This window comes from Streptococcus thoraltensis DSM 12221, from assembly GCF_000380145.1.
Lineage (GTDB): Bacteria > Bacillota > Bacilli > Lactobacillales > Streptococcaceae > Streptococcus > Streptococcus thoraltensis.
Genome location: NZ_KB904589.1, coordinates 16,605 through 33,729, shown reverse-complemented (window position 1 = coordinate 33,729; position 17,125 = coordinate 16,605). Strand labels below are relative to the sequence as shown.

At 40.0% G+C, this 17,125-nt stretch carries 16 protein-coding genes and 2 tRNA genes; all 18 read left to right on the top strand.

The window, feature by feature from the left end; genetic code table 11:
- Positions 1–231: hypothetical protein (locus A3IA_RS13310; RefSeq protein ID WP_244862324.1), on the top strand; the 231-nt coding region annotated here is incomplete at its 5' end.
- A 693-nt stretch (positions 232–924) separates the two neighbouring features.
- The gene (locus A3IA_RS0103335; protein ID WP_018379928.1) at positions 925–2,079 is read left to right on the top strand and encodes a betaine/proline/choline family ABC transporter ATP-binding protein; all 1,155 of its coding nucleotides are present in this window, start codon (positions 925–927) and stop codon (positions 2,077–2,079) included.
- A 1-nt stretch (position 2,080) separates the two neighbouring features.
- On the top strand, positions 2,081–2,716 hold the full coding sequence (locus A3IA_RS0103330; RefSeq protein ID WP_026217537.1) for an ABC transporter permease: 636 nt from the start codon (positions 2,081–2,083) through the stop codon (positions 2,714–2,716).
- Between the two features lie 6 nt (positions 2,717–2,722).
- Positions 2,723–3,643, top strand: a complete 921-nt coding sequence (locus A3IA_RS0103325; protein ID WP_039827466.1) for an osmoprotectant ABC transporter substrate-binding protein — start codon at positions 2,723–2,725, stop codon at positions 3,641–3,643.
- Position 3,644: 1 nt separating this feature from the next.
- A complete protein-coding gene (locus tag A3IA_RS0103320) occupies positions 3,645–4,307 on the top strand; it encodes an ABC transporter permease (RefSeq protein WP_018379925.1) in 663 nt (220 codons plus the stop codon).
- Positions 4,308–5,020: 713 nt separating this feature from the next.
- The gene (gene rpsP / locus A3IA_RS0103315; RefSeq protein ID WP_018379924.1) at positions 5,021–5,293 is read left to right on the top strand and encodes a 30S ribosomal protein S16; all 273 of its coding nucleotides are present in this window, start codon (positions 5,021–5,023) and stop codon (positions 5,291–5,293) included.
- 10 nt (positions 5,294–5,303) lie between these two features.
- Positions 5,304–5,543: a KH domain-containing protein gene (locus tag A3IA_RS0103310; protein ID WP_026217535.1), complete on the top strand. Its 240-nt coding sequence runs from the start codon at positions 5,304–5,306 to the stop codon at positions 5,541–5,543.
- A gap of 67 nt (positions 5,544–5,610) precedes the next feature.
- Positions 5,611–5,682: transfer RNA gene (locus A3IA_RS0103305), tRNA-Gln, on the top strand.
- Between the two features lie 50 nt (positions 5,683–5,732).
- Positions 5,733–5,804, top strand: a tRNA-Glu gene (locus A3IA_RS0103300).
- A 1,220-nt stretch (positions 5,805–7,024) separates the two neighbouring features.
- Positions 7,025–8,290, top strand: a complete 1,266-nt coding sequence (locus tag A3IA_RS0103295; RefSeq protein WP_018379922.1) for a hypothetical protein — start codon at positions 7,025–7,027, stop codon at positions 8,288–8,290.
- A 208-nt stretch (positions 8,291–8,498) separates the two neighbouring features.
- Positions 8,499–9,812 (top strand): glycosyltransferase, encoded by a 1,314-nt coding sequence (locus A3IA_RS0103285; RefSeq protein WP_169333471.1) that lies wholly within the window; start codon positions 8,499–8,501, stop codon positions 9,810–9,812.
- Between the two features lie 261 nt (positions 9,813–10,073).
- The gene (gene rimM, locus A3IA_RS0103280; protein ID WP_018379919.1) at positions 10,074–10,592 is read left to right on the top strand and encodes a ribosome maturation factor RimM; all 519 of its coding nucleotides are present in this window, start codon (positions 10,074–10,076) and stop codon (positions 10,590–10,592) included.
- On the top strand, positions 10,582–11,295 hold the full coding sequence (trmD, locus tag A3IA_RS0103275) for a tRNA (guanosine(37)-N1)-methyltransferase TrmD (protein ID WP_018379918.1): 714 nt from the start codon (positions 10,582–10,584) through the stop codon (positions 11,293–11,295). The genes rimM and trmD overlap by 11 nt, the downstream gene beginning before the upstream one ends.
- The gene (locus A3IA_RS0103270) at positions 11,292–11,924 is read left to right on the top strand and encodes an alpha/beta fold hydrolase (protein ID WP_018379917.1); all 633 of its coding nucleotides are present in this window, start codon (positions 11,292–11,294) and stop codon (positions 11,922–11,924) included. The genes trmD and A3IA_RS0103270 overlap by 4 nt, the downstream gene beginning before the upstream one ends.
- A complete protein-coding gene (locus tag A3IA_RS0103265) occupies positions 11,914–12,915 on the top strand; it encodes an NAD(P)/FAD-dependent oxidoreductase (RefSeq protein ID WP_018379916.1) in 1,002 nt (333 codons plus the stop codon). Before A3IA_RS0103270 ends, A3IA_RS0103265 begins: the two co-directional genes overlap by 11 nt.
- Before the next feature lie 455 nt (positions 12,916–13,370).
- A complete protein-coding gene (locus A3IA_RS0103260) occupies positions 13,371–14,123 on the top strand; it encodes a DeoR/GlpR family DNA-binding transcription regulator (RefSeq protein WP_018379915.1) in 753 nt (250 codons plus the stop codon).
- A complete protein-coding gene (pfkB, locus tag A3IA_RS0103255; RefSeq protein ID WP_018379914.1) occupies positions 14,120–15,031 on the top strand; it encodes a 1-phosphofructokinase in 912 nt (303 codons plus the stop codon). The genes A3IA_RS0103260 and pfkB overlap by 4 nt, the downstream gene beginning before the upstream one ends.
- Complete coding sequence (locus A3IA_RS0103250; protein ID WP_018379913.1) at positions 15,028–17,007, top strand: PTS fructose transporter subunit IIABC; 1,980 nt, start codon at positions 15,028–15,030, stop codon at positions 17,005–17,007. Before pfkB ends, A3IA_RS0103250 begins: the two co-directional genes overlap by 4 nt.
- Positions 17,008–17,125: the final 118 nt, after the last annotated feature.

Here is a 17,125-nt window from a genome sequence, read left to right as displayed (position 1 = left end):
TTATGCTCATCTGTATTTAGAAGACTTGTGGCTAAAGAGGGAGTCGTTGTCAAAGGCTATATAGTTTCATTGAAAAGTAAAACTTGTATGAAAAAGCCATCGCCCTCTACCTCATCTGTGTTTAGAAGACTTGTGGCTAAAGAGGAAGTCGTTATCAAAGGCTACGTAGTTTCATTTAAAAGTAAAGCTTGTATGAAAAAACAAAAGTCCTTTATGCTCATCTGTATTTAGAAGACTTGGGCTTAAAGAGGAAGTCNGAAGTCGTTGTCAAAGACTACGTAGTTTCATTTAAAAGTAAAGCTTGTATGAAAAAACAAAAGTCCTTTATGCTCATCTGTATTTAGAAGACTTGTGGCTAAAGAGGGAGTCGTTGTCAAAGGCTATATAGTTTCATTTAAAAGTAAAACTTGTATGAAAAAGCTATCGTTCTCCAACGCATCTGTGTTTAGAAGACTTAGGGTTAAAGAGGAAGCCATTGCCAAAGGCTATGTAGTTTTATTCAAAAGTAAGACTTGTATGGAAAAGTCCCCGCCCTCCACCTCATCTGTGGCACGAATGCAAGAAGATTGTCCATAGCAGAAACCTTATCGTTAAATGAATTAACTTTCAGGCAAGGAACAGAAAGGCTTAGACAGTAATTGATTAGGGCAAGTCGAACGTGACTATGTATCAAACCTAATTCAGAAGACGATAGCCCTTATTTTTATGACTTATCACCTCGCAAAGGATTATTGGTTGCTTTTTTTGTAAAAAGTTAGCAATAGGCTTTTTATTTTCAGGTAATAATAGTAAAAATCTTTTGATTTTGTTATACTGTATTTAAATGACCATTCTATCACTTTAAATGTATGGTCAATGAGAGCGTTTTTATCTTAGATTTTCGCATTAATTTTAGAAAATTCGACTAGTCTTAAGGAGAAAAGGATGACCAATCAACCTATTATTGAATTTAAAAATATAAAAAAAATATACGGTGACAATGTTGCCGTTGACACAGCTAATCTATCAGTAGAGGCTGGGGAGTTTATTTGTTTTATTGGGACCAGTGGGTCAGGAAAAACAACCCTGATGCGGATGATTAACCGCATGTTGAAACCTTCTGAAGGTCAAATTTATTTTGACGGAAAAGATATTTCAACGATCAATCCTATTCATCTGCGCCGAAAAATTGGCTATGTGATTCAAAATATCGGTCTCATGCCCCACATGACCATTTATGAAAACATCACACTGGTTCCAAAACTCTTGAAATGGCCAGAAGATAAGAAAAAAGCCAAGGCTAAAGAGTTAATCAAACTTGTAGAATTACCTGAAGATTTTTTAGACCGTTACCCATCTGAATTGTCCGGTGGTCAGCAACAAAGGATTGGTGTTATTCGTGCTTTAGCAGCTGATCAGGATGTTATCTTGATGGACGAGCCTTTTGGTGCTCTTGATCCTATTACACGTGAGGGGATTCAGGACCTCGTTAAAACCCTGCAAGAAAAAATGGGAAAAACCATTGTTTTAGTTACTCATGATATGGATGAGGCTTTAAAACTAGCTAGCCGTATTGTTGTTATGGATAATGGGAAAATGGTACAGGTGGCTACGCCTGATGAAATCCTTCACCACCCAGCTACAGAATTCGTTGAGAAAATGATTGGTGAAGAAAGATTGATGCAAGCCCAAATGGATATTACGCCTGTCAAATCCATCATGCTCAAAAATCCTGTTTCCATAACAGCTGAACAACCCATTTCTGATGCCATTACCCTAATGAGACAACGTCGTGTTGATACCTTGCTTGTCACAGAAAATCAAAAATTAATTGGCTTTATTGATTTAGAATCGATTAGTAATCAGTATCGTAAAAATCTTTTGGTGTCTGACATCCTTCAAAAAGAGGTCTTTAAAATTAATGAAGGTGCCCTTTTACGAGATGCCTCCCAAAGAATCCTCAAACGTGGTCTGAAGTATGTGCCTGTTGTTAACGACCAAGGGCACCTCACTGGAATTGTAACCAGATCAGCCCTTGTTGATATGATGTATGATGTTATCTGGGGTTCTCAAGAGCAGGAGGGAGGTCAAAATGAGTGAAATTAATGCTTTCCTAGCCCAATATGGTGGGCAGCTCCTCCACAAAACTTGGGAGCAAATCTATATTTCTGCCATAGCCTTGGCTTTAGGCATTCTTGTGGCAGTTCCTATCGGTGTTGTTTTAACCCGTTATAAAAAATTAGCTAAAGTGATTATTGGCTTAGCTAGTATGTTACAAACGATTCCTAGTTTAGCCCTTTTAGCCATGATGATTCCCTTATTTGGAGTTGGTAAATTACCAGCTATCTTTGCTCTCTTTATTTATTCCCTATTGCCCATTTTAAGAAATACTTATATTGGTCTTGAAAATGTGAGCCCTGTTTTAAAAGACAGTGCTAAAGGAATGGGGATGAAACCAAGTCAGTCCATCATGCAGGTAGAACTCCCCTTAGCCATGCCAGTCATTATGACGGGAATTCGTCTTTCAGCCATCTATGTCATTGCTTGGGCAACGCTAGCATCCTATGTTGGTGCTGGTGGCTTGGGTGACTTGATTTTTAGCGGATTGAGTCTTTTTCAACCGCCATTAATTATTGGTGGAACCATCCCTGTTATCTTATTATCTTTGATTGCTGATTTTCTTCTTGGTAAGCTAGAACTTGCCTTAACTCCAAAACAAAAGAGGGAGGTAGCATAGATGAGAATGAAAAAAATAAAACTGCTAGTAGCAGGTGTCACTTTAATGTCACTACTTGCCCTTACTGCTTGTAGTCTTATCAAGGGAAGTGAGGGAAAAACTGTCAGAATTGCTACGCAGAATACTACGGAATCAAGTATCGTTGCTAATATCATTGCTGAATTAATTGAGCATGAAACCGATAGTAAAGCGACTTTGGTTTCCAATCTAGGTTCTTCTAGCGTAACCCATGAAGCCCTATTACGAGGAGATGCTGATATTGCTGCAACACGATATACAGGGACAGACATCACAGGAGCTCTCGGTATGAAGGCTATCAAAGATCCTAAAAAAGCTTCAAAAACGGTTAAGCGTGAATTCAAAAAACGCTTTGATCAGACATGGTTTCCAACCTACGGTTTTGCCGACACCTATGCGTTTATGGTAACCAAGGATTATGCCAAAGAAAACAATCTTAAAAGTATTTCGGATTTAAGCAAAGTTGCCGATACGGCTAAGGCAGGTGTTGATAGTACCTGGATGACCCGTGAGGGAGACGGCTATAAAGAATTCACGGAGACTTATGGCTTTTCATTCAAGCACATTTATCCAATGCAAATTGGTCTTGTCTATAATGCCGTTGAAAGTGGTAAGATGCAGTCCGTTTTAGGGTATTCTACAGACGGTCGTATTCCAAGTTATGATTTAACCATTCTAAATGATGACAAACAATTTTTCCCACCTTATGAAACATCTATGGTTGTCAATAATGACCTTTTACGCGACAATCCTGAATTGGAGCAATTACTTCATCGTCTCGATGGTAAAATTGACCTAGAAACGATGCAAAAACTCAATCACCAAGTAGATGATAAATTACTAGAACCTTCAGTGGTTGCTAAGAAGTTTTTAGAAAAACAAGATTATTTTAGAGAGGAGAATGACTAGGATGAGTGATATGTCTACTGTTGAACAATTTTTCTATTATTTTAGTCAGAATGGCTCATACATTCTTTCTCAATTTTTAAGGCACTTTTTGATTTCTATTTATGGTGTTCTGTTAGCTGGCTTAGTAGGGATACCTTTAGGCATCATGATTGCTCGTAGGCGAAAACTACGTGGCTTTATCATGGGAATTGCCAATGTTTTACAGACCATCCCATCTCTGGCTATGATTTCAATTATCATGCTGGCACTCGGTTTGGGAACTAAAACAGTTATTGCTACGGTTTTTCTCTACTCACTTTTACCCATTATCAGTAATACCTACGCCGGGATTGCCAGTGTCAATGATGACCTAGTTGACGCCGCAAAAGGTATGGGGATGACTAAAAAGCAACGTCTTTTTATGGTAGAATTACCGCTTTCTCTCTCTGTTATTATGGCAGGAATTAGAAATGCCTTGGTTGTTGCCGTTGGTATTACGGCGATCGGCGCTTTCGTAGGTGGTGGCGGTCTAGGGGATATTATCGTCCGCGGGACTAACGCTACCAATGGCGGTGCGATTATCTTAGCAGGGTCATTACCAACCGCCCTAATGGCTATTTTGTCTGATATAGGCTTAGGTTTTGTTCAAAAATTATTAGAACCTAAAGGTGCCAGTCGAACATAACAGATAGGAAAGTGGGATTGGAGTTCTAACTCAAAGGAGTTGGAAGTATCGAAAACTTGACTGCTGACGACCGCTTTCAACGGTACAGGCTAAATAAAGAAAAAGTCTTTCACGCCTGTCTCACTAGTTGAAGCTAGTCATAGTTCGGCTATTAATGCTTTTTGAAAATCATATTCAGACTTCGTTGACCTGATTTGATGGACTGTAGTTCTATCTGCTATCTGTGTCGCCTAGTCTGTTTTTTGATTTTTATTGGGTATCAAGGACTGTTCGCGTTTCCCCCCCTTGTTCTGAAAGTTAATGCATTTGACTATATCGATTGGCTTGAAGATATTGCCCAATATCAATGCTATGAAGCTATTTGACGTTGACTTAACACAATAGCTTTATGAGAAGCACCGCTTTGTGCAATGGCTACGGTTAAGGATGTGGATACCCTCCTATGAGGTTTTTATAGTCTTTTGAATTAACTTTGATACACCGTCACTTTCGACTTGCCGTACTCAAGTACTGTCCGCGTCTTAGTTCCTTGTCTGAAAGTTAATTCATTTGACTATATACGACACATTTTGCGAATGATTTTAAAAAAATAAAAGTGTCAAGAAAAAAACTTGACACCATAAAATGACTCTGCTATACTAGTTAAGGTAAAGCAGTAGGAGTATCCTGTCTGTTGATCCAAATATTAAAACAAAAGAAAAGAGACTTTAAAAATGGCAGTAAAAATCCGTTTAACTCGTATGGGTTCTAAAAAGAAACCTTTCTACCGTATCAACGTTGCAGATTCACGCGCTCCACGTGATGGACGTTTTATCGAAACAGTTGGAACATACAACCCACTTGTAGCTGAAAATCAAGTAACACTTAAAGAAGAGCGTATTCTTGATTGGTTGTCAAAAGGAGCACAACCTTCAGATACAGTTCGTAACATCCTTTCACGTGAAGGTGTTATGGCTAAATTCCACGAATCAAAATACTCTAAATAATTAAATGCCTATGGACACCATTGAAAATCTTATTATTGCTATTGTGAAACCTTTGATTTCACAACCGGATCACTTAACGATTAAAATTCAGGACACGCCTGAATATTTAGAATATCATCTTGATTTGGATACCAGCGACATTGGTCGCATTATCGGGAAAAAAGGTCGCACAATTATGGCCATAAGATCGATTGTCTATTCGGTGCCCGTTCAAGGTAAGAAAGTTCGACTTGTGATTGATGAAAAATAAGTTGAATTTTTTCGCAAAAACTATTGACAAGATTTGAAAAAATCGCTAAAATAGTTTTTGTTGTTTTTGGGGTATAGCCAAGCGGTAAGGCAAGGGACTTTGACTCCCTCATGCGTTGGTTCGAATCCAGCTACCCCAGTAAAGTAGTATATTGATATTACTTTAAGCTGTTAGTGATTACTAACCTTTGGTCCGTTGGTCAAGGGGTTAAGACACCGCCTTTTCACGGCGGTAACACGGGTTCGAATCCCGTACGGACTATCATCATTTTAAATTGTTCAATTGTTTTTGGACATATGGATACCTCATTTTAAAAGAGAGTCGAGAGATTCTTTCTTTTTTTGGTTCTTTGTCAACTAACTGTAGTGGGTTGACTTATAGCTAACACCGAGAGAGAATCAGATTGGTTCTCTCTTTTTGCATGTTCACAGAAGTGAGTATCAAAGCTTTTTAATCTAAGTTTTGACTAAATGACATGGGAACAGTGAAAAGCTCCATAATCCCTGTACTGGTGTCTCTACTACAGAAATAATCACGCCAATTTCAGTGTTTGAACGGAGTGTATAAAAGAAAAGCCTGCTTTGATCAGATGTATTTGAAAACGGCTGTTCTACTTGAACCATACTATTTCTGTGTTATCAGAACAGAAAAAACCTGTTTAACAGATGTTTTTAAAGTTAATCCTGTGAAGTGATATACCACAACTAACAAGGTTCTATCTGAATTTCACAAAATAATAAGTGACTAAAAAAGACACAAAAACTATAACAATAGTGCCTGCAAAATCATAAAAGGGGGCTTTATACCTTATTAGCAACCATAAAAGACGAGCAAGAAGGATAACTAAAGGGTTAATAATGATAAGGTTAGTGTTTTTCATTGATTAGTACCGCCTGTATCTAGCAGAATTTCAGCTGAGAAGGGTCATGTCAGGGGTAAGATGCTTTATGCCTAGTCTCCCTTAACGATGTCCCTACAATAGAGACAGTTATTTCCTGTGCTTCATACTTGCTAGGAAGCTCTAACTGAAGTGCTAGGTTCTCTACAGTAGCTATAGTCTTTTGAATTAAGGTTGAGACATCGTCACTTTCGCCTTGCCCTACTCAAGTGCTGCCCGCGTCTCAGTTCTTTGTCTCAAAGTTAATTCATTTGACTATATTATACCAAAAAACGTTTTCAAAAAAATGTGTCAAAAGTTATTGAACCAGACAGAAGAAAAGCTAACTTTATGTATGATAGGCTTAACAGCGCAGCACCCCCCCTAAACAATACTGTTAAGAAGATCATCTCTGGTCTGCCATCCAGATTAGGGCTTTTGATAACTGGTTGAACTAGTGTTCATCCAGTTTCCTTTTACTGGTAAGGACTTAATAGCTTTTAGAATTGGTGGTTGGCTTTAAAATCTCTTTTTGTTTGCTGAAATATTGTTGGTGACTATGGTATAATAAACAGGTATATTTGTTTAACAAGGAGAAGAGAGAGTGCTCTTAATTGAACGTAATTTAGAAGCGGTTAATCGTGTCAAGGAGACATTAGATTTGTCTTTTTTTGACAGGATTATCGTTTTAGAAGATGATGGCTTTTTACCAGATTCGGTGGAGTCGTTGATGTTGTTGGCTGGTGGGAGTGATTCGTCGCTGGAAAAGTCTCCACTCTACCATAATCACCTATCGTTACCAGATTTTTGGGAGGTTGGCATTCATGAGGGAGTCAGGGGCAAGGCTAGCTTTTGGGGAAAGAAAAAGGCAATCCTTGATTTTGCAAACCCAAAAGAAAAGCGCTATATTTCCCATATCACTTGGTTAACAGATGATGAGAAGCCTTTATTTTGGGAGAATTATAGCCAGTATGGCAAGGTCTTCTTTAAGACCTATCACCCTGAGACACCACATGCGGTCAGGATTTATTACGATAACCAAGAGAAAGAATTTGCACAAACGGTTCCTGGCAAGGAAGGTATTATCGTTTCCAATACAGAAAAACTTGACGGCTATTATCCCAATCGATTAGCCTTTTTAATCGCTGTTTTACAGGCGCAAGGCGAATCACGTCAGCTTGTCACGAGTGATATTGACCTACTAAGTGATGATGACAATAATCTTGCTTTTTTAAATAGGCAGGAACACCAGCAGATAAATGACCTACCCGAGTTGTCAAATCGTTTGGTGATTGATGTGACGGAGCATAGTCAGCGGCGAAAAAGCTTGTATCAAAAGGTGATGACGCAAGCTGTCGGTCCTAAAGAAAAAAAGAGTTTGTTCGTCTTGACGGCTAGTGATCAGCTGGAAGGCTTGTCTTATCTGGTCGAGCATTTGCCAGAGTATCATCTGTCTATCGGAGCAAGGACGACGGTTTCACCGACTTTACAGGATTTGGAGAGGTATGCAAATGTGACGGTTTTATCAGGGCTTAGCAATACTGATGTTAAGTCTTTGTTGCAAAAGTCGTCTTTTTATTTGGACATCAATCATCATCGCGAAGTTGATGAAATCGTCTCTCGAGCGGTCATGGCGAGACTCTGTCTCTTGTCTTTCAGACCGATTGCCCATCGTTTCGAGTATTACCACGAAGAGACTTTGTTTGAGGAAAATGATGTTGAAGCCATGGTGGCTAAGGTGAAGCAGCTTGACCGTGATGAAACCTTGAGAGAAGAGGTGCTTGATTATCAGATGGCGCAACTCGATTTTCAAGTAGTGGATAGCGCGGAGCTATTTGGTAGTGATTGGAGAGAGTATGACGCTGTATAATTTTAATATATTAGTGGGATTTCAGATTTCAGGTATAGACTATGCTCAAGGACATCGATCGAAATTCTTAAATCAACTAGATGAGGAAAATTACTATATTTTTACGGAATTACCAAGTTGGGAATACGTTCGCCGCTATAGTGAAGTGGTCGGTATTCCGATAGAGTAGCTCATGTCTGTCCACCTCTCTTTTTTAGAGGATGCGAGTTTGAAGCCAAGTATAACCTTGTCAGATATCCGTCACCTCTACCCGCAGTTTGACCAAGCAGATTTTCACAATAAGCAAGGTCTTCATCTCAATTTTTATCAGCAAGGTAAGCAATTGATTGCGGTTAGCTTTTTGGATGAAGATTCTGATATTGTTGATTATGTCACGCTATTTGCAGAAGGGGTATTACTGCGTAAAGATTTTTATACGAATCGCCACGTCTATAGTGAGTATTATTCCCCTCAGACGATTGATGGTCAGTATCAGGCAACTTTGTATAGGCGGACTTTTTTAAACCCTGCAGGAGAGCTGGTTTATGAAGAAGTCATTAAAGAGGGGAATTCGATGTTTGTCTTTGCGGATCATCGGCACTATTTGACTAAGCATGATTTTCTTGATACCTTTGTCAAAGGCTTGAACCTGTCAGAGGAGGATTGGCTACTCTTGGATCGTAGTCAGCATTTTGACTTTGCGCAGGTGGTGTTGAAAAATAAGGGGAAGGCAAAAGTAGCGGCTATTATCCATTCAGAGCATTATTTTCCTAGAAACTATGATGCTTCCTATTTGTTTATAAATTATGAGTATTATTACATCATTAAGTATGCCAAGGAAATTGATGTCTTTGTGACTTCAACAGAGTTGCAGAAGGAAAGGCTGGGACAACTCATTTTTCAAGAAATGGGAGTTAAGCCACATATGGCTGTTATCCCTGCGGGAAGTGTATCAGTGGTTGAGTATAAGGAAGCTGACCAGCATACTCCCTTCACTATTATGACTGCTTCACGATTAGAGCTAATCAAGCATATTGATTGGCTGATAAAGGCAGTTGTTCTTGCTAAAAAGGTTATCCCTAACTTGTCCTTAGATATTTATGGTGAGGGATCATTAATGACGAGCTGCAGAGAATTAATCATTGATTTGGAGGCAAGAGATTATATCTCATTGAAAGGGCATGTTCCTTTGGATGAAGTGTATCCTTCTTATGAGTTGTATCTCACAGCTTCAGCTCGAGAAACATTTGGATTGAGTATCCTTGAAGCGGTATCACATGGCTTGCCAGTTATTGGTTTGGACGTACCTTATGGCAATCAGACTTTTGTCACATCTGCTGAGAATGGTTATTTGGTTCCATTTGACCACGAAGAAGATGAATCGATGGTTATCATGCAGTTGGCAGAGGCTATCGTGACCTACTTTAATCAGGAAGAGCAGGTGAGACAGCAGTTTAGACGGAAGTCTCTTGAAGTTGCCAGTCGCTTTAGTGAACAGGCTGTCCTAGAGGCTTGGAAGAAATTGCTAGCAAACGGTAACTGACACCAAGGAGTCTTATGGTTCAGCTCAGCCCTGCGCTATGCTTGATTAGAAAATAAGTCTATTGACTGCTTAATAGCAAGTAGTAGTAGGGTTTATCTAGCTTTTCCTAGCATGAGCGTCTCTTATGATATGTGTGACATTCTTTGTTGGAAAACAAGTTTATCGACTGCTTAACAAGTGAGTAGTGGCGGTATTTTTAAAGGAGCTAGAAGCTAAACGTGCGGATAGCTAGGCTGATTAAAAGGTAAGATAGAGGTAGAAATGAATTATTTTAATGTTGGAAAAATTGTGAATACACAAGGGTTGCAAGGTGAATTGCGCGTGCTTTCTGTGACGGATTTTGCAGAAGAGCGGTTTAAAAAGGGCAGTCGCTTAGCCATCTTTGATGATAAAAATCAATATTTACTGGATGTTGAAATTGCTAGCCATCGCAAGCAGAAAAACTTTGATATTGTCAAATTCAAAGGGCTTTATCATATCAATGATGTTGAGAAGTATAAGGGAACGATGTTGAAAGTTGCTGAAGAAAATCTCACGGACTTGGCGGAAGATGAGTTTTATTACCATGAAATCATTGGACTCGATGTCTATGAAAATGATGTTCTAATCGGTCAAATCAAAGAAATCTTACAACCAGGGGCTAATGACGTCTGGGTCGTCAAGCGTAAAGGAAAACGAGACTTGTTGCTGCCTTATATCCCGCCAGTGATACTAAATGTTGATGTGGCTGGTAACCGTGTTGATGTTGAAATTATGGAAGGCTTAGACGATGAAAATTGACATCTTGACCCTTTTTCCAGATATGTTTGCACCTCTAGAGCATTCTATTGTTGGCAAGGCTAAGGAACGTGGTTTGCTAGAGATTACCTACCATAATTTTCGAGAAAATGCAGAAAAAGCCCGTCACGTGGATGACGAACCCTATGGTGGCGGTCAGGGAATGCTATTACGAGCGCAACCTATTTTTGATACCTATGATAAGATTGGGGCAAAAAATCCTCGTGTTATCCTCTTAGATCCTGCTGGGCGTACCTTTGACCAGGCCTATGCGGAGGAGTTATCGCAAGAAGAAGAGTTGATTTTTATCTGCGGTCATTATGAAGGTTATGACGAACGGATTAAGACATTGGTGACGGATGAAATTTCTATCGGAGATTTTGTTCTAACTGGTGGTGAATTAGCGGCGATGACCATGATTGATGCGACGGTTCGCCTTATTCCAGATGTTATCGGTAAAGAAGCCAGTCACCAAGATGATAGTTTTTCATCAGGTTTGTTGGAATATCCCCAATACACGCGTCCGTATGACTTTCGCGGCATGAAGGTTCCAGATGTGCTAATGAGTGGACATCATAAGAATATCCGGCGTTGGCGCTTGGAAGAGAGTCTGCGTAAAACCTACCTACGGCGACCAGATCTTTTGGAAAATTATGCGTTTACCAAAGAAGAAGCTGAGATTTTGGAAAGGATTAAGGCGGAATGAGGTTGATTTTTTTGCATGGCTTGGGTCAGACTGCTAGCAGTTGGGATCAAGTTAGCAGTCACTTTAAAGATCACGAAGTGATTTGTCCAGAACTCTTTGACAATGGGCGTTTGCCAGAAAATTTAGACCAGCTAAAAGAAAAAGTTAACCACCTCTTAGCTGATAGCGACAAAAATTCGCTTGTGATTGGTGTATCGCTAGGTGGATTATTGGCTTTATCTTTGCTTGAGAATCCTCATCCTAATTTAAAAGGGATTGTTTCGTGTGCGGGACAGTATCGTTTTAGAAATAATCAAGCATTTCGCTTGCAAGTTGCTATTTTTAAACTTCTACCAAAACGTTTTTTTAAAAAACAAGGTTGGGACAAGGCAAATATTTTAGCTTTTTATAAAGGAATAGCCGATATTGATATGACTGAAGATTTACTTAAAACTCAGTTACTATGTCATCTCGTTTGCGGCGAAAAGGATACATTTAATCTTAAAACGTCCCAAGAATTACAGAAACTCATTCCAAATAGTCAACTAACCATTTTGAAAAATACTGGTCATGAGAGTAATAAAGAAAATCCAAATGAGCTTTCTTTTGTGATAAAAGATTTTATAGAAAGAGTTGAGCATGTCTGTTAACAAAATTTATGACATCACCATTATCGGTGGTGGACCAGTTGGACTTTTTGCTGCCTTTTATGCTGGGCTTCGTGGCATGACGGTCAAGATTATTGAAAGTTTGTCTGAACTTGGCGGGCAGCCGGCTGTCCTTTATCCTGAAAAAGTGATTTACGATATTCCTGCTTATCCAGCTATTACGGCGGGGGAATTGTCGGAAAATCTTATCAAACAAGTGGAACGTTTTGAAGATCGAACGACCATCTGCCTTAAAGAAGAAGTGCAAACCTTTGAGAAAAAAGAAGGTATCTTTAGCATTCAAACCAATAAAGCCGAGCATTTGTCAAAAGCGATAATCATTGCCTGCGGTAATGGGGCTTTTGCGCCACGTCCACTTGGCTTGGAAGATGAAGCCATCTACGCAGATGAAAATCTCTACTATAATGTCCATCAAGTCGAGCCTTTTATTGGGAAAAATGTGGTCATCTGTGGTGGTGGTGATTCTGCTGTTGACTGGGCAAATATGCTAGAACCGGTTGCGGCTAGTGTCACCATTGTTCATCGTAGAGATGCTTTTCGTGCGCATGAACACAGTGTTGAGGTCATGAAAGACTCATCTGTTAACACTATGACCCCATACGTACCAGTTTCACTTTCTGGGGAAAATGGTAGAATGACTAACCTACGTGTTCAAAAAGTCAAAGAAGAAGAGACGCTTGATTTACCATTAGATGCCTTAATTGTCAGCTTTGGATTTTCAACCAATAATAAAAATCTTAGAAACTGGAATCTGGATTATAAGCGCAATCGTATCTTTGTAGACCAAGTTTTGAAAACAAGTATGGATGGGGTCTACGCTATCGGAGATGCTGCTGAATACCCAGGTAAGGCAGATTTAATCGCCACAGGATTTGGCGAGGCACCGACAGCAGTCAACGAAGCCATCAAATACATCTACCCAGAACGCGACAACCGCATTGTGCATTCAACGTCTTTGATTAAAGAAAGTTAAAAAGCCCCAATAGAGCTTTGGCGCTTGGGCGAGAAACTTCAAAAAGATTTAGTGAAGGTTTGGCTAAGTTTTAAAAGACACACTAAAGCGAGTGGAAAAGCCCCATAACCTCTGCGGTTGCGCTACCCACTACAGAAATGATAGAGCTACTAAAATCCAAGTTCATTGACTTGGATTTTAGTGTGTTTTAATAGTCCTTGTGTCTTTCTAAATCTAAACTTTTAATGGTTGTTATACTCAATGAAAATCAAAAGTAGACTAGGCAGCAGGCGGCGCCGATGCCGATAGAACGGGTGTTCGCCAAATTAGGTCAACAAGGTTTGCTTTTGCTTTTCGAAGGGGATTAAGTCTCTTTCGATAATGAAAGTGAAAGAAAATGACAGAAAATGATTGTTTTGTATTGACCTATTCGCAAAAAAGAGTATAATGGTATCTGTAAACGATTGCAGTAGGAGGTGTTTGCCATCTTAAAAACAGAGCGAAAACGGCTGATTATGGAGAAGATAATTCTCGATGACTACGTTGTTTTGGAGGATTTGGTTGACTTATTAGAGACGTCAGAATCAACAGTGAGACGTGATTTAGATGAGTTGGAAGCTGAAGGGAAGCTTCACCGTGTTCATGGTGGGGCTGAAAAAATACATAATCTTCAGGATGAACCTCATATCCGCCAAAAATCTATCAAAAACATTCAAGAAAAAAAGGCTTTGGTTCAAAAAGCCGCAGAACTTGTTCAAGATGGCGATGTGATTTTTCTGGATGCCGGTTCAACAACAGGACTTTTGATTCCTCTTTTAAATCAAGAGGGCTTGACTGTTGTAACGAATGCGATTCATCATGCGGCTAAACTTGTGGATAAAAACATCAAAACCTTAATTATTGGTGGTTTTATTAAAAACACAACGGATGCAAGTGTCGGACAAATTGCGGTAGAGCAAGTCCAACGCCTCAATTTTGATAAAGCATTTTTGGGAATGAATGGTATTGATGAAGAACATATCACGACGCCTGAGATGGAAGAAGCTGTTGTAAAGCGCAGCATTATTGCCAGTGCTAAAAAAGCTTATATCCTAACAGATTCTTCTAAATTGGGGCAAGCATCATTTATTAATGTAGCCTCGGTTAGAGACGTCACCATTATCACTAACCACTGTGATCACCCCCTCTTACCAACTATTAAAGAAAAGACAGGAGTTATTGAAGTATGATTTATACCGTTACTTTAAATCCGTCTATTGATTATATCGTTCGCCTTGATGCTGTCGAGGTTGGACAGGTTAATCGTATGGACAGTGATGATAAGTACGCTGGTGGTAAAGGTATCAATGTCAGCCGTGTTTTAAAGCGTTTGGCTATTGCTAATACTGCTACAGGATTTATTGGTGGATTTACCGGTCGCTTTATCACAGACGAATTGGAAAAAGAAGGTATCTCAACAGCCTTTGTGCCCGTATCACAAGATACGCGTATCAATGTCAAAATCAAGGCTGATCAAGAAACTGAAATTAATGGTGCAGGTCCTGTCATCTCAAATCAAGAATTAGACGCTTTGAAGGAGCAGTTGGCGCATTTAACTTCTGAAGATGTTGTCGTTTTTGCTGGTTCGGCACCAAGTAACCTAGGAAACCAAGTGTATAAAGAACTCTTGCCAATTGCTAAAGCATCTGGTGCAGCTATTGTTTGTGATTTTGAAGGGGAAACACTTTTAGAGTCGCTTGCTTATCAACCGCTATTGGTAAAACCTAATAACCATGAGCTAGAAGCCATCTTTGATGTCACCTTAGAATCACTTGATGACATTGAAGCATACGCACGTAAAATTCTTGAAAAAGGTGCGCAAAATGCTTTGATTTCAATGGCTGGAGATGGTGCTCTGCTAGTAACTGAAGATGCAGCCTACTTTGCCAAGCCAATCAAAGGTCAGGTGAAAAATTCTGTTGGTGCAGGCGATTCGATGGTAGCAGGATTTACTGGCGAATTCGTCAAATCAGGCAATGCCCTTGAAGCTCTCAAATGGGGAGTAGCTTGTGGTACGGCAACCACCTTTTCAGATGATTTAGCAAGTATTGATTTTATTAAAGAAACATATCAAAAAGTAGAGGTAGAAAAACGATGAAAATTCAAGACTTATTGAACAAGAATGTCATGATCTTGGACCTTCAAGCTAGCACAAAGGAAGCGGCTATTGATGAGATGATTAACCGCTTGGTTGAAGAAGGTGTGGTCAGTGACTTTGCAACATTCAAAGAAGGTATCATGGCGCGTGAAGCCTTGACATCAACTGGTTTGGGTGATGGTATTGCCATGCCTCACTCTAAAAACACAGCTGTTGTAGAGCCTACCGTCCTTTTTGCCAAATCAACAAAAGGCGTTGATTATGAAGCGCTTGATGGTCAGCCAACCTATCTCTTCTTTATGATTGCGGCTCCAGAAGGTGCTAATGACACCCACTTGGCAGCTCTTGCAGAACTATCAAAATACTTGATGAAAGATGGCTTTGCGGATGAATTGCGTCAAATCAATACTCCTGATGGTGTCATTGCAACTTTTGACGGTGCAGAAGCAGCTGATAAAAAAGCCGAACAAGAAGAAGTTGTTGCACAAAATGATGTTACAAATCTACAATCAAGTGAGCAAGACTTCATCGTTGCGGTAACAGCATGTACAACTGGTATTGCTCACACTTATATGGCAGAAGAAGCCCTTAAAAAGCAAGCTGCAGAAATGGGCGTTGCTATTAAGGTTGAAACAAATGGTGCTTCGGGTGTTGGTAATAAATTAACAGCAGCCGATATTGAAAAAGCCAAAGGTGTTATTGTTGCAGCTGATAAGGCAGTCGATATGCCTCGTTTCAATGGTAAACCGTTGATTTCACGTCCAGTTGCTGAAGGGATTAAAAAACCTCAGGAATTAATCCAAACCATTCTTGATGGTAAAGCTGATACCTATGTTGCCAAAGAAGGTTCACAAGAAGCTGGTTCAGAAGAGAAATCAAGCCTTGGCGGTGCTTTTTACAAACACCTTATGAGTGGTGTTTCTCAAATGTTGCCATTCGTTATCGGTGGCGGTATTATGATTGCCTTAGCCTTTCTTTTGGATAATCTTCTTAGCGTTCCCAAGGATCAATTAGCAAATCTAGGGTCATACAATGAACTAGCAGCCCTCTTTAAATCAATCGGTGGTGCAGCCTTTGGCTTCATGCTTCCAGTTCTTTCAGGTTATATTGCCTACTCTATTGCTGAAAAACCGGGTCTTGTTGCTGGTTTTGTAGCCGGTGCCATTGCTAACAGCGGTCTTGCCTTTGGTAAAGTTGCGTACGCTGCAGGTGGTGACTCAACACTTGGACTTGCTGGTGTGTCATCAGGTTTCCTTGGAGCCCTTGTTGGTGGTTTCCTTGCTGGTGGTGTTATCCTTGTTCTTCGTAAGGCTCTTGCTGGTATGCCTCGTTCACTGGATGGTGTTCGCTCAATCCTTCTTTATCCACTTCTTGGAGTAGCAGTGACAGGCTTCCTTATGCTCTTGGTTAATATTCCAATGGCTGCCATCAATACAGCGCTTAATACTTTCCTCGAAAACCTTTCAGGTAGCTCAGCAATCCTTATGGGACTTCTTGTTGGTGGTATGATGGCTGTAGATATGGGTGGACCAGTTAACAAGGCTGCCTATGTCTTTGGTACAGGAACCCTTGCAGCAACAGTTGCTAATGGTGGATCAGTCGTTATGGCTGCAGTTATGGCAGGTGGTATGGTACCTCCTCTGGCTGTTTTTGTCGCAACACTTCTTTTTAAAGATAAATTTACCGAAGAAGAACGTAACTCAGGGTTGACAAACATCGTTATGGGTCTTTCATTCATTACTGAAGGTGCGATTCCATTTGGTGCCGCTGACCCAGCCCGCGCCATCCCAAGCTTTATCGCAGGTTCAGCCCTCACAGGGGCTCTTGTTGGGCTTGCTGGTATTAAATTAATGGCACCGCACGGTGGTATCTTCGTTATCGCCTTGACAAGCAATCCATTCCTTTACTTGTTGTTTGTCGCTATTGGTGCAGTAGTTTCAGGTGTCCTCTTTGGATTACTCCGTAAAGCTAAATAGTGGTTTTATAAGAAAAATAAACTTAGCGTTGACCAATCGGTCAGCGCTTTTTAGTACGACACAGGCACAGTGTATATCTAGGGTTGAAGTCTTCTGCGGACAGTCGCTACCGATAAAC